Consider the following 15,137-nt stretch of genomic DNA (forward strand, 5'->3'; position numbering starts at 1 on the left):
TTCCGAGGAGTAGCCTGATCAGGTTCCCATCCGACCCCGTTCCCGGGAGGCGACCCCATGCCCATCACCGTGAAGGCCCTGCAGAAGACCGGCCCTGACGAGCAGTTCCGCGTGGCCCAGATCGAACGTCGCGACCCGCGGCCCGACGATGTCGTCATCGACATCAAGGCCGCCGGAATCTGCCACAGCGACATCCACACCATCCGCAACGAGTGGGGCGAGGCGCACTTCCCGCTGACCGTCGGCCACGAGATCGCAGGCGTCGTCTCGGCCGTCGGCAGCGCCGTGACCGACTTCGCCGTCGGCGACCGCGTCGGCGTGGGCTGCATGGTCGACTCCTGCGGCACCTGCGAGTCCTGCGTCGCCGGCCAGGAGCAGGACTGCCTCAACGGCAATGTCGGGACCTACAACTCGACCGATGTCGACGGCACCATCACCCAGGGCGGCTACGCCGAGAAGGTCGTGGTCGACCGCCGGTTCGTGTGCCGCATCCCCGACGGGCTGGACTTCGACGTCGCCGCACCGCTGCTGTGCGCGGGCATCACCACCTACGCGCCCCTGGCGCGCTGGGGCGCCGGCGAGAAGGTCGCCGGCCGTGCCAAGAAGGTCGCCGTGCTGGGCCTGGGAGGCCTCGGCCACATGGGCGTGCAGATCGCCGCCGCCATGGGCGCCGACGTCACGGTCCTGTCCCGCAGCCGCAAGAAGGAGCAGCTGGCCCTGGACCTCGGGGCCGGTCGGATGCTCGCCACGAGCGAGGACGGCTTCTTCGAGGCGCATCGCGGGGAGTTCGACCTGATCCTCAACACGATCAGCGCCGACATCCCGGTGGATTCCTACCTGCGCCTGCTCGCGCCCCACGGCGTGATGGCCGTGGTCGGCCTGCCGCCCGCCCCGCAGACCCTCGGCTTCGGCTCGCTGATCGGCGGCGGCAAGGTGCTGGCCGGCTCCAACATCGGCGGCATCGCCGAGACCCAGGAGATGCTCGACTTCTGCGCCGAGCACGGCATCGCGGCGCAGATCGAGACGGTCGGCATCGACGAGGTCGATGCCGCCTACGACCGCGTCGTCGCCGGCGAGGTCTACTTCCGCGTGGTCATCGACACCGCCACCTTCGAGGGTGCCGAGCCCGTCGCGGTCTGACCGCGCATCGCGGAGCGCGGTCGCGACGCATCTGCGCGCACCGCGCTCCCGCCGGCGCCGTCCCGCCTCGGGAGGAGCGCGTGACGTGGTCGCCTCGAACACGAGCGGAATGATCCCGTCGCTTCCTCGCCGGGAAGCGACGGGATCACTCCGCTCGTTGTCGTAGCGACGGAATCACTCCGCTCGATCCGGTCGCGACGGAATCACTCCGCTCGATCCGGTCGCGACGGGATCATCCCGCTCGATCCGGTCGCGACGGGATCATCCCGCTCGATCCGGTCGCGACGGGATCGCTCCGTCCGATGCCGCTGCGACCACGTCGCCTCGCCCGATCGGCGCTCGCCGTGCTGCGGCAGGGTCGTACAAGCCCCGGTGCGGAACAGGGAATTCTGCGCGTTAGAGAATCTACAGCAAATAAGTGCTGTTCATGACCCCCCAGAGGCGAGTGTCGAGCCCTGCTCGCGATGGCGGTGCGGAAGCTCGCAGGTCCGGGAGAGGGGCAGGAGCGGGCCCTCTGCGGCGCCAGGCACAGCGAAGCGCCCCCGTCCCGAAGGACGAGGGCGCGTGCGCGATGCGGTCAGTCGCAGGTCAGGCGCCGAGCTTGGCGACCTTGCCGGCCTTGATGCACGAGGTGCAGACGTTGACCCGCTTGCTCGTACCGTTGATCACGGTGCGCACGGACTGGATGTTCGGGTTCCAGCGGCGCGAGGTGCGGCGGTGCGAGTGGGACACGCTCTTGCCGAAGCTCGGGCTCTTGGCGCAGATGTCACACGTGGAAGCCACTGTTGTCTCCTGAGAAATCGAATGATCGGTGGTGCCTCGTCGCCGGACGGCGGGGGGCTGCCTGCCCAGCAGGCGCGCAAGGCAACCCCAGAACTATATCCCCTCGACCGGTGGGAGCGAAGTGCGGCGGCCGGACACGGCCTGTGGATTCAGACACAGGGTCGGTGCCGGGTGGCACGATGGAGCGGACGTCCTCGCCGGTCGGCGGGCACATCACCACGATACGCCGCCGCCCGCCGCGAGCAGAGGGGAGAGACATGGCCACGCCGCCGCGCCGGGGACAGCCGCGCCGGGAGCAGCTGGACGACCCGCTGCTCGAGCACGAGTTCTACACCCTGATCGGTGATCAATGGAGGGAGCACCGCTCGGGCAGGGGAGACGTCCCCCTCGAGGAGGTGCTCGAGGGCAAGCTGCTCACCACCGCGCGCAAGCTCGACCCGCGCCATCTCGACGACCTGCTGCGGATCCTCCCGCGCCGCTACGTCGTCCCCGGCCCCGTGCACTCGCTGCACGCACTGCGCGAGGGCGACGACGTGAGCGTCCTGGTCGAGGTGGTCGGCGCGAGCGATCGGCGGATGCGGAGCCGTCCCGGCTCGATCCTCGAGGTGGTGGTCTCCGATGGTCGCGACACGCTGACGCTGACGTTCTTCCTGTCCAAGGAGCACCTGGTCGCCTGGCACCGGCAGCGGCTGAGCCCCGGCCGGCGGATCGTCGTCTTCGGGACGGTCTCCTTCCGCCCCGACAAGTTCCGCACCTCCTCGGACGCGGGCGAGCCCCAGATCGTCCATCCCCGCTATGTGCTGGTCGACGACGAGGCCTCCTATCGGGAGGCGATGGTGCCGCTGCCGATCTACCCGCTGCGGCGCAGCGCCACCCAGCAGACCATGCAGGAGGCGTTCCGCGCCGCGGTCGACAGCGCCGGCCTGCTGATCCCCGCGATCCCGGAGCGGATCCGCCGCGCCCGAGGCCTGGATCCCCTCGCCGACGCCATGCGCCTGGTGCACACGCCGCGCTCCCTCGAGGACGTCTCCCGGGGTCGGGAGACGCTGCTGTTCGAGGAGGCGCTGGTCCTGCAGACGATCTTCGCCCTGCGCCGCGCGCTGGACGCGCGCACCCCGGCGCCGCCCCTGCCCGCAGGGGGATCGCGTGCCCGGCTGCTCGATGCCCGCCTGCCCTTCGAGCTGACCGCGGGCCAGCGCGCCATCGGCGAGGACCTTGCCGCCCACCTGGGCCGGGACCATCCCACCAACGTCCTGCTGCAGGGAGACGTGGGCTCGGGCAAGACGGTGATCGCCCTGCGCGCCATGATGCAGGCCGTCGACGCCGGCCATCAGGCGCTGCTGCTGGCGCCCACCGAGGTCCTCGCCGAGCAGCACCATCGGACCATCACGACGCTGCTGGGCGATCTGGGCCGGGCCGGGCAGCTGGACGCCCATCCGGAGGCGACGGCGGTGCGCCTGCTCACCGGCTCCAGCCGGACCGCCCAGCGCCGCCGCACGATGCTCGACATCACCAGCGGGGAGGCGGGGATCGTCATCGGCACCCATGCCCTGCTCTCGGAGAGCGTCGAGTTCGCCTCCCTGGCGCTCGTCGTGATCGACGAGCAGCAGCGCTTCGGCGTCGATCATCGCCGGCGGGTCCGGGCCAAGGGAGCGGCGGGGCGCAGCCCGCACGTGATCGTCATGACCGCGACGCCGATCCCACGCACCGCCGCCCTCGCTGTCGTCGGGGACCTCGATGTGCTCTCGCTGCGCGAGTCCCCGGGCGGCCGGCCCGGGGTGACGTCGTTCGTCGTCCATGAGCGCCGGCCGGCGTGGGAGGCGCGGATGTGGCAGCGGGCCGCGGAGGAGGTCGCCGCGGGGCGGCAGGTCTTCGTGGTGTGCCCGCACATCGAGGAGGAGCCCGCGGCAGGCTCCTCGCGCCGCCGCGGGCGCGGTGACGCTCCGGCGCCCCTGTGGTCGGCGCTGTCGGCCGAGCCCGCGCCGGAGGGCGAGGAGGAGGCGCCCCCGCGCGGAGTGGTGGAGACCGCGGCCCGTCTGGCGCAGCGCCCCGAGCTGGCGGGCCTGCGCATCGGCATGCTGCACGGCCGCCAGAGCGCCGAGGAGAAGCAGGAGACGATGGCGAGGATGGTCGAGGGCCGTCTCGACATGCTCGTGGCCACGACGGTGATCGAGGTGGGCGTGGACGTCCCCAACGCCGCGGTGATGATCGTCCTGGACGCCGAGCGGTTCGGCGTGTCCCAGCTGCACCAGCTGCGCGGGCGCATCGGCCGCGGGGAGCACCCGGGCATCGCCTTCCTCGCCACCCGCACCGAGGAGGGCTCGCCCGCCTCGCAGCACCTGTCCCGGGTCGCGGCCACGCACGACGGCTTCGAGCTCGCCGAGCTCGACCTGGAGCACCGCGGCGGCGGCGACCTCGTCGGCGAGGAGCAGTCCGGTCTCGGCCGCACGCTGCGCTATCTGGACGTGGTCCGCGATGTGCGGCTGATCGAGCAGGCGCGCGCCGACGCCGAGGACATCGTCGCGGCCGATCCGCGCCTCGAGGGCGAGCCGCAGCTCGCACGCGCCGTCGAGGAGCGGCTGCGCGACGCCGACCCGAACGTCGAGAGGAGCTGAGATGCCCCGCATCATCGCCGGGACCCTCGGGGGCCGGACCATCCCCGGTCCGCCCGGGAAGGGCACCCGCCCCACCAGCGACCGCGTCCGCGAGGCGCTGTTCTCCCGGCTGGAGGGATGGGGTGCGATCGCGGACGCCCGCGTGCTGGACCTGTACGCCGGCACGGGCGCCCTCGCCTTCGAGGCCCTCTCGCGCGGCGCGGACAGCGCCCTGCTGGTGGAGATGCACGCCCCCACGGCGCGACGGCTGCGCGAGACCGCCGCGGGTCTGGGGCTCGCCCCGCGATGCGAGGTGCGCGCGGGCCGGGCCGAGCAGGTCGCCGCGCAGCTGGCCGCCGCAGCGACCGCGCCCGAGGTCCGCGCCTCCCTGGTGTTCCTGGACCCGCCCTACGACCTGCCGACGGAGGACCTCGAGCAGATGCTGCAGACGCTCCGCCCCGCCCTGCGCGAGGACGCGCTGGTGGTGATCGAGCGCTCGAGCCGCAGCCGCCCCGTCGCCTGGCCCGAGGACTGGACGGACGACGGCACCAAGAGCTACGGGGAGACCATCCTGCAGTACGGCGGCCCGTCCTAGACGCATCCGCCGCGGGATCGATGGCGGCCTCGTGAGGCGCCCGGGGCCCTTGCCGACGGAACGCCTGCCCCATAGAGTGAACATCTGTTCATTCCTTGGAGGTGCGATGCCGCGGACGCCCGCCCAGAACGACGTGCTCCGCGCTGCGACGCAGGAGGCGATCGAGACCGCAGCCGTCCGGGTGTTCGCGCGGCATGGCTTCGCCGCCGCCTCCATGCGGCAGATCGCCGCGGAGGCCGGGCTCAGCATCGGCTCGATCTACCGCCACCACGCCAGCAAGGAGCAGCTCTTCGAGCACCTCCTCGCACAGGCGTCGACCGGCCTCGTCGCCGCCGCGGAACGCCTCGCAGGGGAGGGGCCGCCCCTCGCGCTGGTCCGGGACTTCACGACCACCTTCCTCGACGATCTGGCGGGCGAGCACGGCGGGAGGGAGTTCTTCCTGGTGATCAACCAGGCCGTCCTCACCGACACGCCGCCCGGTGCGGCACGCCGCCTGGCCCGCGCGCAGCGGAGCCTCTGGAGCGCCTTCGCGCAGCTCGTGCGGCGCGGGCAGGGCAGCGGCGAGTTCGCCTCCGGAGACGCCGAGCAGACCACCGCGCACTACTGCGCGATGCTGTCGGGCATCGCGACCATGCGGCAGGTCATGGGCGACGGGGCCGATGCGCCCGACGTCGACATCGTCCTCCGCCTTCTCACCGGAGGGCAGCACCCATGATCGAGATCCGCCGGGCCGACGAGCTGGGGGAGGACGCGCGGCGCGCCGCGGCGGACGTCCTGGTCCGCGGCTTCGCCGAGGACTTCGCCTACTTCTCGAAGGACCCGCAGGTGCTGGGCGACGCCTTCGCACACATGCTCCTGCCCGAGCGCTTCCACGTCGCGCTCGTGGACGGCGCGCCGGCGGCGATCGCCTCGGTGACCGTGGGCGACCAGGAGTGCTTCGCCCCCGACCGCCGGACCTTCCAGCGCCGGCTCGGGCCGTGGCACGGCCTGGTGAGCTACCACATCGTGCGCAGCCAGTTCCTCGGCGCCCATCCTGAGGCGCGGCCGGGCCTGGCCGAGATCGGGTTCGTCACGACCGCCCCAGCCTTCCAGGGACGTGGGGTCGCCACCGCGCTGATGGAGGAGCTGCTGCGCCTGCCGTACGAGGAGTTCGTCCTGCGCGACATCAAGGACACCAATGCGCCCGCGCTGGGCCTCTACCGGAAGGTCGGCTTCGAGGAATCGGCCGCCCGCCCGGTGCGGTTCGCCCGATGGGCCGGCTTCTCGTCCTACATCTCGATGACGTGCCGTCCCGCGGAGCGCCGACAGGCCGCGGACGTGTCTCCCGACCCCCGCTGATGACCGTGCCGATGTCCGGCGGCCGCGCCGGAGCACCGACGAGGTCCGGCACCCCGCTGCGACTCGCCCGACATCGACTGTCGAGGCGGCACTGCTCCGTCTGCCGTCCTCGCGCGTCTGCGATCAGCTCAGGGCCCGCCCTCGAGCGCGGCTCGGATCTCTGCGGCGTGAGCGTCGAGTTCTGAGCGCTGGGGGTTCGATCCCCATCTGGCCTCGATCGTGAAGCCGTCGCCCTCGAAGCGCGGGAAGACATGCAGGTGCGAGTGGAGCACCTCCTGGAACGCGGCTTAACCGTCGGCATAGAACAGGTTCACGCCGTCGCATCGGAGCGATGACTGTCGAAGAGCGCCCGCCACCGATCGGGCCACCAGGAACATCTCGGCTGCGATGTCCTCGTCCAGATCTGCCAGCGTCGGCAGATGAGCTCTGGGCACGACCAGGACGTGACCTGGCGTGACCGGGTCTGCGTCCAGGAACGCCAGGACAGTCGCCGACTCGAGCACCACGGAAGCATCGAGCTCCCGTGCAGCGATCCGGCAGAAGACACAGCCGTCGGTGGTCATCGACCGATGATGGCACGCGGGTATGTCGCAGGTCGGCGTGTCGCCGCAGGAAAGCACGCCTCGATGAGAACCGGTGTCACCCCGGGGCGTCGCCCCGCGCCTGCGGAACCGCGTCCGCGCCCGATCAGCCCCAGGCCGAGGCGTCGGTGAGGCAGAACGGGTGGCCGGCCGGGTCCAGCAGGACGATCCAGGTGCTGCCCGGCTGCTGCACGGGGCGCGTCGCCCCGAGCTCCACGCAGCGGGCCGCGGCGGCCTCGAGGTCCGTCACGGCGAGGTCGAGGTGGTACTGCTTGAGGCCCGCGTCCGGCCAGGCCGGCGGCTGGAAGTCCGGGATCCGGCCGATGCCCAGGGCGCTGCTGGGTCCGGTGAGCATGGCGTAGTCCTCGTCCTGGTAGGAGATCGGCCATCCCAGGACGCCATGCCAGAACGCCGCCATCGGTGCGGTCTCGGCGGCATCCAGGGTCATCATGGCGAGCCGGGCGACCGGGTCGGGGGACGAGGCGGCCTCCTGCGAGGCGGCGTCCTGCGGGGCGGCGTCGGCGGGGGTGGTCGTGTCATCGGCAGGTGCGGTGTTCATGCCTGCCAGACTTCCACCATGGCCGAGCCGATGGATTGGACGAAGACGACACCCGAGCACATGTACGGCCATGTGCTGGGACCCGAGGAGTTCCGCGCCCGCACCCGATACGACTTCGCGCCGCCCGATCCGCGCCTGGCCCGCTGGGTCGAGCGCTACTGGTCGGTGCGCTGGGAGCTCGGCGAGGACGAGATCTTCCCGGTGGTCACCGTCGACGAGCCGTCGATCAACCTCACGCTCGAGCGCGGCGGCGTGGCCCGCGCGGGCACCGACGGCGCCGGCACCTGGATCACCGGTCCCGTCTCCCGGGAGCTGTTCCAGGTGTCGCTGCTGGGCACCGGCAGCGTGGTCGGGGTGAAGCTGCGCATCGGCGGAGCCGCAGCGCTCGTGCCCGCCGCGCGGATGCCCCGGGACCTGCGGCCCCTGAGGGACCGGACGATCCCGGCCGCGGACTGGTTCGGCGAGGACCTCCCGCCGGCGGACCTGCCCGAGGACGCCGTCCGCGCCGCCGGGATGCTGGATGCCTGGCTGCTGGCGCGCGAGCCCCGCGACCCCGATGGCTACGAGGAGCTCCTCGGGATCCTCGCGCTGCTCGAGCGCAGCGAGATCAGCCGCCTGTCGGAGCTCGAGGACCGGGCCGGCATCGGCGCCCGCTCGCTGCAGCGCATGTTCGACCGGCACGTCGGCATCGGCCCCAAGCGGATGCTGATGCGCTCGCGGGTGATGGACGCCGTCGCCGCCATCGACCGCGGGGACCCCCGCGAGATCCCCGCGCTCGCCCAGGATCTCGGCTGGTTCGACCAGTCCCACTTCATCCGCGACTTCCGCGCCGTCACCGGGCGCACGCCGGCACGGTACGCCGCCGCGACCCGCGACGCGGCCCGGGCGGGCACGGGCCCGGCGTCCCCGGGGACGGCCGCCGGCGGCGATACCCTCGAGCCATGACCACGGACGCGACGCAGCAGACGCGCCTGGACGACCTCTCCTGGCCCCAGCGCACGGACCGCCTGGAGATCCGGCCCGGCCGCCCGGAGGACGCCGCCGCCATCTGGCCCTGGTACCGGCGCCCGGAGGTGCAGGAATGGACCACCGTGCTGCCCACGGACGAGGCCGCCCACCAGGAGCGCTGGCTCGAGCTGCTGGACAGCTCCGTCGTCGGCCTGCACGAGGACGAGATCATCGCCGTCGGCAAGATCCACCGGCAGCCCCCGTGGTCCCAGGCCGATGTCGCCGCGCAGGCCCGCGGCCTCGAGGCGGAGCTCGGCTGGGTGCTGGACCCCGCCCACCAGGGCCGGGGGCTGGGCACGGAGTTCGCGGCGGCCCTGCTCGAGATCGCCTTCGACGGGCTGGACGTGCGCCGCGTGCAGGCGGTGTGCTTCGCCGACAACACCGCCTCCTGGCGCATCATGGAGCGCATCGGCATGCGGCGCGAGGCGTGGGAGCGCGAGAGCTCCCTGCACCGCAGCGGGCGCTGGCTGGACGCGCTGACCTACGCCCTGCTCGCCTCCGAGTTCTACGATCCCGCGGCACCGGGAGGCCCGGCGGGGACGCCGGGCGACGGTGCCGACGACTAGGCTTGCTCCATGAGCCAGTCGACCGTCGTGCTGCCCGGCAGCTTCGACCCCTTCACCCTGGGCCACCTGGACCTCGTGCGGCGCGCCGCCGCGCTCGGGCACGACGTGATCGTGGCGGTCTCCCACAATCCCAGCAAGAAGGGCCTGCTGGACCTCGACCAGCGCCGCGCCGTGATCGACGAGACCCTGGCGGCGGAGGGCCTGGACGGCGCCGTCCGCTCCCAGGCCCTTCCCCGCGGGCTGCTGGTCGACTTCTGCCGGGAGGTCGGGGCCGGCGCCGTGGTCCGCGGGCTGCGCTCCCAGCTCGACCTCGCCTACGAGGAGCAGATGGCCCGGATGAACCGGCACCTCGCCGGCATCGACACCCTCTTCCTCCTCACCGACGCCGCGCTGTCGCACATCTCCTCGAGCCTCGTGCGCGAGGTGGCGCAGCTCGGGGGAGACGTCGACGACATGCTCCCGCCTGCGGCAGCCCGCGCGATCCGCGCGGCCGTATCCTGACCGTCGGCCCCGCGGGCCCCGCCCGCGCCGAACCGCGCCCCGACCCGAACAGGAGCACCCCGTGACACCTGCACCCACCGGCTCCGCAGGCCCTGCGTCTGACCTCCGCCTCGAGGTCGTCGACCTGATCGGCCGCCCCGGAGCGCACCGTCCCTACGAGCGCACCGCCCGGGCCACCGGCGAGGAGGGCTCGCTGGCCATGCGCGTGCCCGCCGGCGACCCCATCGAGGTCTCCGGGCAGATCGAGTCCGTCGTCGAGGGCCTCTACGTCTCCGGAACCGTCCAGGCGCACCTGGTCGGCGAATGCTCCCGCTGCCTCGACCCGGTCGAGGAGGACGTCGACGCCCGCCTCGACGAGCTGTTCACCTACCCCGAGAAGGTCCCCGCCGGCGCGGAGGAGGACGACATCGTCACCCTCGACGGCGACGAGATCGACCTCGCCCCGCTGGTCCACGACACCCTCGCCGTGAACGCCGCCGAGCGCCCCCTGTGCCGCCCCGACTGCCCGGGCCTGTGCGCCCAGTGCGGCGCCCGCCTCGAGGACGACCCGGACCATCACCACGAGGTGATCGACCCGCGCTTCGCCGCCCTCCAGGGACTGTTCGAGGACGAGGACGCGGACGGCGATCCGGGCACGGGCACGCGCGGGGACGCCTGAGATGGCCCGGCGCCGCCGCTCCACCCCGGCCGCCGACGCCGAGGTGCTCCTGGCGAGCCTCCCGCTGGACGGCGCCCAGGCCGCGGACCTGCGCGAGTCCGGGCTGCTGGACCTGGCCCTGACGCACCGCTCCTTCGCCTACGAGAACGACCTGGCCACGCACAACGAGCGCCTCGAGTTCCTGGGCGACGCGGTGCTGCAGCTCGCCGCCACCGAGGAGCTGTACACCGTGCACCCGACGCTGCCCGAGGGGGACCTCGCGCGGCGCCGCGCCGCGACGGTCAACACCCGGGCCCTCGCGCTCATCGCCCGGCGCATCGACCTCGGCGCCTACGTGAAGCTGGGCCGCGGGGAGGACCTCTCCGGTGGCCGGGACAAGGCCTCGATCCTCGCCGACACCACCGAGGCCGTGATCGGCGCGGTGCACCTGGCGTGCGGGCAGAACGTCTCGCGCCGCTTCGTGCTCGAGCTGCTGCGCCCCCTGCTGGAATCCGACGAGGTGCTCGAGGCCGGCTACGACTTCAAGACCCGCCTGCAGGAGATCGCCGCCGAGACGGGGCTCGTGCCCAAGTACGTCATCACCGACTCCGGCCCCGAACACGAGCGGATCTTCACCGCCACCGTGACCGTCCCCGGGATCGTCACCGCCAGCGGCGACGGCGCCTCCAAGAAGGACGCCGAGCTGCTGGCGGCTCAGCACGCCGTGCGCACCGTCCTCGCCGAGCGCGGCGAGCCGCTGCTGCCCAAGGGCTGAGGCATGCCCGAGCTGCCCGAGGTCGAGGTGGTCCGCCGGGGCCTGGCCCCGCACGTCATCGGCCGCACGATCGCCGAGGTCGAGGTGCTCGAGCCGCGGGCCGCGCGCCGCCACGCGGGCGGTCCGGCGGATCTCGTCGATCAGCTGCGCGGCGTGCGCGTGGCCGCCCTCGTGCGGCGCGGCAAGTTCCTGTGGTGGCGCCTCGAGGACGCCGGCGGCGAGGACCTCGGCGTCGCGCTCATGACGCATCTGGGCATGAGCGGGCAGCTGCGGGTCCGCGGGGCCGACGCACAGAGCGACGCCGCGTCGTCGGATGCCGTGGCCGCCTCCAGCGGGCCGCGCCCCGACCCGCTGCGCCACCGCCGCATCACCCTGCGCCTGGACGACGGCACCCTCGTCGACTTCATCGACCAGCGGATCTTCGGCGGGCTCTGGACCTCGCCGCTGGTCACGGCATCCGATGGGCAGGCCGCCGGGATGGGCGGGGACGACGCCCTGCTCCCCGCGGACGCCGCGCACATCGGCCGTGACCTGCTGGACCCCGCGATCGACCTCGAGGCCGTCGCCGCGAGGATCCGCGCCCGCAGCGCGAGCGTGAAGTCCCTGCTGCTGAACCAGGAGATCGCCTCCGGGATCGGCAACATCTACGCCGACGAGGGCCTCTGGGAGGCGCGGGTCCGCTATGACACCCCCGGGTCGCGCGTCAGCCGCGCCCGGACGCTGGCGCTGCTCGAGGCCACCGCCGCCGTGATGCGCCGCGCGCTCGAGGTCGGCGGGACGAGCTTCGATGCGCTGTACGTGAACGTGGACGGGCGCAGCGGGTACTTCGCCCGCTCGCTGTCGGCCTACGGACGGGAGGGGGAGCCGTGCCCCCGCTGCGGGACGGCGATCCGACGGGTGTCCTTCATGAACCGGTCCAGCCACTTCTGTCCGGCCTGCCAGCGGAAACGCTCGTGAGGTCGATCGCCCGCACCTCGCCCCGATCGTCATGCCGCCCCGATCTGGACTCCGTCGACGTACGGCCCATCGCCGTCGTCCTGGATGCCTGGGCGACGCGGGAACTCGGTCGCTGAGTCCCGCCGCGACCGGATCAGGTGCATGCACCTCGATCGCCCCCTCCGAACGACGTCGGGGCGCGGCGGGATCGGGGATCGATGCGACCGTGACTCGCCGCCATCCCTCGGCTGCCTCGACGAGTCGGCCCCGTCCGTTCCCTCCCGAGAACGAAGTCTCCGGAGCGGGACGGCGCTGGCTGCGCGGCCGGCTCACCACCGACCGATGATCCCGGCGGCTCCGTGCCTGAGATGACTAGAGCGGTGACGCGCCGGCTGCTGCGACAACTCGGGGGCAGCAGGGCTCAGTCCCGGACCGCAGTCTCCGCGCGTTCCGCCCCGGAGGCTCCCGTGCGCGGCAGGGGGCCGGGGATCCGCAGCGCGTACAGCGCGGCGAGCGCGGTGGGGACGGCGGCGATCAGGAAGCTGATGCGGGCACCGGTCTCGAAGGTGACGGCGGTGGAGGCGAGGACGCCGAAGACGGCGATGGCGAGGGCTCCGCCGATCTGTCGGAAGGTGTTGAGGACGGCGCTGGCGATGCCTGCCTGACCATGCTCGACGCTGGAGAGGACGAGGCCGGTCAGCGGCGGCATGCCGATGGCCCCACCGATCGCGGCGATGACCACGATGCCGGCGATCAGCCATGGGCTGTGCAGGGGGAGGGTCGCGGCCATGAGCAGCATCGCGATGGTCGCGCAGGCGAGGCCGGAGACCACGGGGACGCGCGGGCCGAAGCGGGTGATGAGGGGCCCGCTGCCGAGATTCCCGAACAGCGCGACCAGGGCCGCGGGCAGGAACGCGAGGCCGGCGACCACGGGGCTGAGCCCGAGCTCCTGCTGGAGGAAGAGACTGGTGAGGAACACGGTGCCGAACCACGCGCCGATGTTGGCGAACCCGCCGAGCAGGGCGATGCGCACGTCGCGGGGGCGGAACAGCGACAGCGGCATCATCGGGTGCGCGCCGCGTGCCTGGACGAGGACGAACGCGGCCAGGCCCAGGACCGCCACCACGAGCGCGCCGACCGCGACCGGGTCGGCGAACCTCGTGGCCCCGCCCTCGATGAGGCCGTAGACGAGCGCGACCAGGGCGATGACGGCGAGGAGCTGCCCGGCGATGTCGAAGCGACCCTCGTGGCGGGGCGAGGGGGCGATCCGGGGCATCATCGCGAGCATCGCGAGGCACACGGGGATGTTGATCGCGAAGACGAGCCGCCAGTCGACCATGGTGAGGAACCCGCCGAAGAGCGGGCCGGCAGCGGCGGAGACCGCTCCGCCGGCGGTCCAGATCCCCAGGGCGTGGGCGCGCTCGCCGGAGTCGGGATAGGCCTCCCGGATGAGCGCCATGGATGCGGGCAGGATGAGCGCGGCGGCGGCTCCCTGCCCTGCGCGGGCGGCGATGAGGAACATCGCCGAAGGGGCGAGGGCGCACAGCACCGAGGTGACGCCGAACAGGATGATGCCTGCTCCCATGGCCCTGCGCGCGCCGATGCGGTCGGCGAGGCTGCCGGCCGAGAGCAGCAGCGCGGCGAACGCGACGGTGTAGCCGTCGACGACCCACTGCAGGGCGGAGGTGCCGCCGCCGAGATCGTCGCCCATCGCCGCGAGGGCGATGTTCACGATGAGGATGTCGAGGGTGGTGAGGAAGAATGCGCAGGTCGAGACCGCGAGGGCGGTCTTCGGATGGGCGGGCGGAGCGATCGTCATGCGAGGGCCTTTGTGGTGTCGAGCGTGCTGATGGCGCTGACGAAGCGATAGCGCTCGTCGGACGCGAGCAGACGCTCGCGACGGTGCGAGATGAGGCCCATCGCGTCGATCCGGACGGGCTCGGTGGGTGCTCCGGGCAGGGGGAAGACGGCCCCGTCGGCGCCGACGGTGGCGGTCCTGGTGATGACGACGGACATGGGCGCAGAGGCCGTGTGCAAGCCGGGGTCCCTTCGACGAGATGTTCCGATGAGCGAGCGGCCCCGGCGGGGCCGATGGGCCGGTGCAGACCGACCCGGAGGTGCGGGCCGAGGACGGAGTGAGGGGCCAGCGCGTCACGCCTGGGCGCGGAGGTGGACGTCTCGTCCGCTGCAGGCTCTCCGCAGACTACCATAGAAACTTAATCATGTATAAAGTTCTGGGTGTCCCGGGGCAGCTCCGCGGCCGGTACCGTCTCCACGGGCGACCCTCGAACGAGAAGGATGTGATCCGCGCGATGCCGGACGACGACACGACCGGGCCGGGCCCGCGACGGCGACGCGGGCCCTATGCGAAGTCCGCCGAGCGCCGGCGCGAGATCGTGGAGGCAGCCCTCCACGAGTTCTCCGAGAACGGGTTCCGCGGGGCGACGATGAAGGCGATCACCGAGCGCATCGGGGTGACCCAGCCGCTGATCTACAGCTACTTCTCCAGCAAGGAGGAGCTGCTCACGGCCGTGCTGGAGCTGCGGGACGACCGGGGCTTCGACATCTCCCCGCTGGACCCTTCCCGGCCCGTGGAGTCCGTGCGCGCGCTCGTGGAGCTGATGCGCCACAACGAAGCGCATCCGGGCATCGTCGCGCTTCATTGCGCCATCGCGGGCGAGGCGGTCACCTCGGGCCATCCGGCGCATGATTCGTTTCGGCGGCGCTACGTCGATGCGCGAACGCGCATCGGTGCGATCCTCGAGGCGTGCCGGGAGGCCGGGCGACTCCGGGAGGGCGTCGATCCGCAGCGAGCCGCGCGGATCGTCGTCGCGGCCATGGACGGCTTGCAGACCCAATGGATCCTCGAGCCGGAGGTCGAGCATCTGGGAGATGAGTTCGAGGCGTTCATGCGGACCCTCGTCGACTTCTGACCTCGACCTCGAGCCGCGGATCCCGCCCGGACGACTGGTCCGTACAGCGGCGCGACGTTCCCCGCCGCATCGCTGCTGGGGCTGGTTCGGGAGGTGGCACCGCGCCGTCCGGCCGATGCCGCGCGGGCGGTCGTCCGCCGGAGCCCGTGTGGCATTCTGGACGCCCACCGCTGCCGACGATGGGGGGATCC

17 protein-coding genes are annotated in these 15,137 nt (G+C 72.6%); 12 read left to right on the forward strand and 5 right to left on the reverse strand.

What is annotated here, in order from left to right; genetic code table 11:
- The first annotated feature begins 57 nt into the window (after positions 1 to 57).
- Positions 58 to 1,140, forward strand: coding sequence for an NAD(P)-dependent alcohol dehydrogenase (locus tag BF93_RS00590; protein ID WP_038370018.1), 1,083 nt, complete (start codon positions 58 to 60; stop codon positions 1,138 to 1,140).
- Between the two features lie 588 nt (positions 1,141 to 1,728).
- On the opposite strand, the gene rpmB is transcribed toward BF93_RS00590, so the two are convergent.
- Positions 1,729 to 1,923, reverse strand: coding sequence for a 50S ribosomal protein L28 (rpmB, locus tag BF93_RS19205; protein WP_084148147.1), 195 nt, complete (start codon positions 1,921 to 1,923; stop codon positions 1,729 to 1,731).
- A gap of 257 nt (positions 1,924 to 2,180) precedes the next feature.
- On the opposite strand from rpmB, the gene BF93_RS00600 reads away from it, so the two are divergent.
- The 4 genes from BF93_RS00600 (at position 2,181) to BF93_RS00615 (ending at position 6,450) form a co-directional block, all read left to right on the forward strand.
- Positions 2,181 to 4,538, forward strand: a complete 2,358-nt coding sequence (locus BF93_RS00600; RefSeq protein WP_084148148.1) for an ATP-dependent DNA helicase RecG — start codon at positions 2,181 to 2,183, stop codon at positions 4,536 to 4,538.
- 1 nt (position 4,539) lies between these two features.
- Positions 4,540 to 5,112, forward strand: a complete 573-nt coding sequence (rsmD, locus tag BF93_RS00605; RefSeq protein ID WP_038370019.1) for a 16S rRNA (guanine(966)-N(2))-methyltransferase RsmD — start codon at positions 4,540 to 4,542, stop codon at positions 5,110 to 5,112.
- A 106-nt stretch (positions 5,113 to 5,218) separates the two neighbouring features.
- Positions 5,219 to 5,827, forward strand: a complete 609-nt coding sequence (locus BF93_RS00610; RefSeq protein WP_038370020.1) for a TetR/AcrR family transcriptional regulator — start codon at positions 5,219 to 5,221, stop codon at positions 5,825 to 5,827.
- The gene (locus BF93_RS00615) at positions 5,824 to 6,450 is read left to right on the forward strand and encodes a GNAT family N-acetyltransferase (protein WP_051486345.1); all 627 of its coding nucleotides are present in this window, start codon (positions 5,824 to 5,826) and stop codon (positions 6,448 to 6,450) included. Before BF93_RS00610 ends, BF93_RS00615 begins: the two co-directional genes overlap by 4 nt.
- Positions 6,451 to 6,737: 287 nt before the next feature.
- Here BF93_RS00615 and BF93_RS19680 read toward each other — a convergent pair whose 3' ends face one another.
- Both BF93_RS19680 and BF93_RS00625 read right to left on the reverse strand, forming a co-directional pair.
- Positions 6,738 to 7,013 carry an HIT family protein gene (locus BF93_RS19680; RefSeq protein ID WP_198025313.1) on the reverse strand — a complete coding sequence of 92 codons (276 nt, stop codon included), beginning with the start codon at positions 7,011 to 7,013 and terminating at the stop codon, positions 6,738 to 6,740.
- 124 nt (positions 7,014 to 7,137) lie between these two features.
- On the reverse strand, positions 7,138 to 7,590 hold the full coding sequence (locus BF93_RS00625; RefSeq protein ID WP_198025314.1) for a VOC family protein: 453 nt from the start codon (positions 7,588 to 7,590) through the stop codon (positions 7,138 to 7,140).
- Positions 7,591 to 7,608: 18 nt separating this feature from the next.
- Here BF93_RS00625 and BF93_RS00630 point away from each other — a divergent pair, with 18 nt between their 5' ends.
- The 6 genes from BF93_RS00630 to mutM all read left to right on the forward strand — a co-directional run bounded on the left by BF93_RS00630 (position 7,609) and on the right by mutM (position 12,034).
- A complete protein-coding gene (locus tag BF93_RS00630; protein WP_084148149.1) occupies positions 7,609 to 8,535 on the forward strand; it encodes a helix-turn-helix domain-containing protein in 927 nt (308 codons plus the stop codon).
- On the forward strand, positions 8,532 to 9,164 hold the full coding sequence (locus BF93_RS00635) for a GNAT family N-acetyltransferase (RefSeq protein ID WP_051486347.1): 633 nt from the start codon (positions 8,532 to 8,534) through the stop codon (positions 9,162 to 9,164). The genes BF93_RS00630 and BF93_RS00635 overlap by 4 nt, the downstream gene beginning before the upstream one ends.
- Positions 9,165 to 9,173: 9 nt before the next feature.
- Positions 9,174 to 9,665 carry a pantetheine-phosphate adenylyltransferase gene (gene coaD, locus BF93_RS00640; RefSeq protein WP_038370021.1) on the forward strand — a complete coding sequence of 164 codons (492 nt, stop codon included), beginning with the start codon at positions 9,174 to 9,176 and terminating at the stop codon, positions 9,663 to 9,665.
- Between the two features lie 61 nt (positions 9,666 to 9,726).
- Positions 9,727 to 10,323: a YceD family protein gene (locus tag BF93_RS00645; RefSeq protein WP_051486348.1), complete on the forward strand. Its 597-nt coding sequence runs from the start codon at positions 9,727 to 9,729 to the stop codon at positions 10,321 to 10,323.
- Between the two features lies 1 nt (position 10,324).
- Positions 10,325 to 11,077 carry a ribonuclease III gene (rnc, locus tag BF93_RS00650; protein WP_038370023.1) on the forward strand — a complete coding sequence of 251 codons (753 nt, stop codon included), beginning with the start codon at positions 10,325 to 10,327 and terminating at the stop codon, positions 11,075 to 11,077.
- 3 nt (positions 11,078 to 11,080) lie between these two features.
- Positions 11,081 to 12,034: a bifunctional DNA-formamidopyrimidine glycosylase/DNA-(apurinic or apyrimidinic site) lyase gene (mutM, locus tag BF93_RS00655; RefSeq protein WP_038370024.1), complete on the forward strand. Its 954-nt coding sequence runs from the start codon at positions 11,081 to 11,083 to the stop codon at positions 12,032 to 12,034.
- A 400-nt stretch (positions 12,035 to 12,434) separates the two neighbouring features.
- Here the strand turns inward: mutM and BF93_RS00660 are convergent, their stop codons facing one another.
- Both BF93_RS00660 and BF93_RS00665 read right to left on the reverse strand, forming a co-directional pair.
- The gene (locus BF93_RS00660; RefSeq protein WP_084148150.1) at positions 12,435 to 13,832 is read right to left on the reverse strand and encodes an MFS transporter; all 1,398 of its coding nucleotides are present in this window, start codon (positions 13,830 to 13,832) and stop codon (positions 12,435 to 12,437) included.
- Positions 13,829 to 14,029, reverse strand: coding sequence for a hypothetical protein (locus tag BF93_RS00665; protein WP_038370025.1), 201 nt, complete (start codon positions 14,027 to 14,029; stop codon positions 13,829 to 13,831). Before BF93_RS00665 ends, BF93_RS00660 begins: the two co-directional genes overlap by 4 nt.
- 296 nt (positions 14,030 to 14,325) lie before the next feature.
- Here BF93_RS00665 and BF93_RS00670 point away from each other — a divergent pair, with 296 nt between their 5' ends.
- Positions 14,326 to 14,946 carry a TetR/AcrR family transcriptional regulator gene (locus BF93_RS00670; RefSeq protein ID WP_038370434.1) on the forward strand — a complete coding sequence of 207 codons (621 nt, stop codon included), beginning with the start codon at positions 14,326 to 14,328 and terminating at the stop codon, positions 14,944 to 14,946.
- The last annotated feature ends 191 nt before the right edge of the window (positions 14,947 to 15,137 follow it).

Source organism: Brachybacterium phenoliresistens (assembly GCF_000576425.1).
Classification (GTDB): domain Bacteria; phylum Actinomycetota; class Actinomycetes; order Actinomycetales; family Dermabacteraceae; genus Brachybacterium; species Brachybacterium phenoliresistens.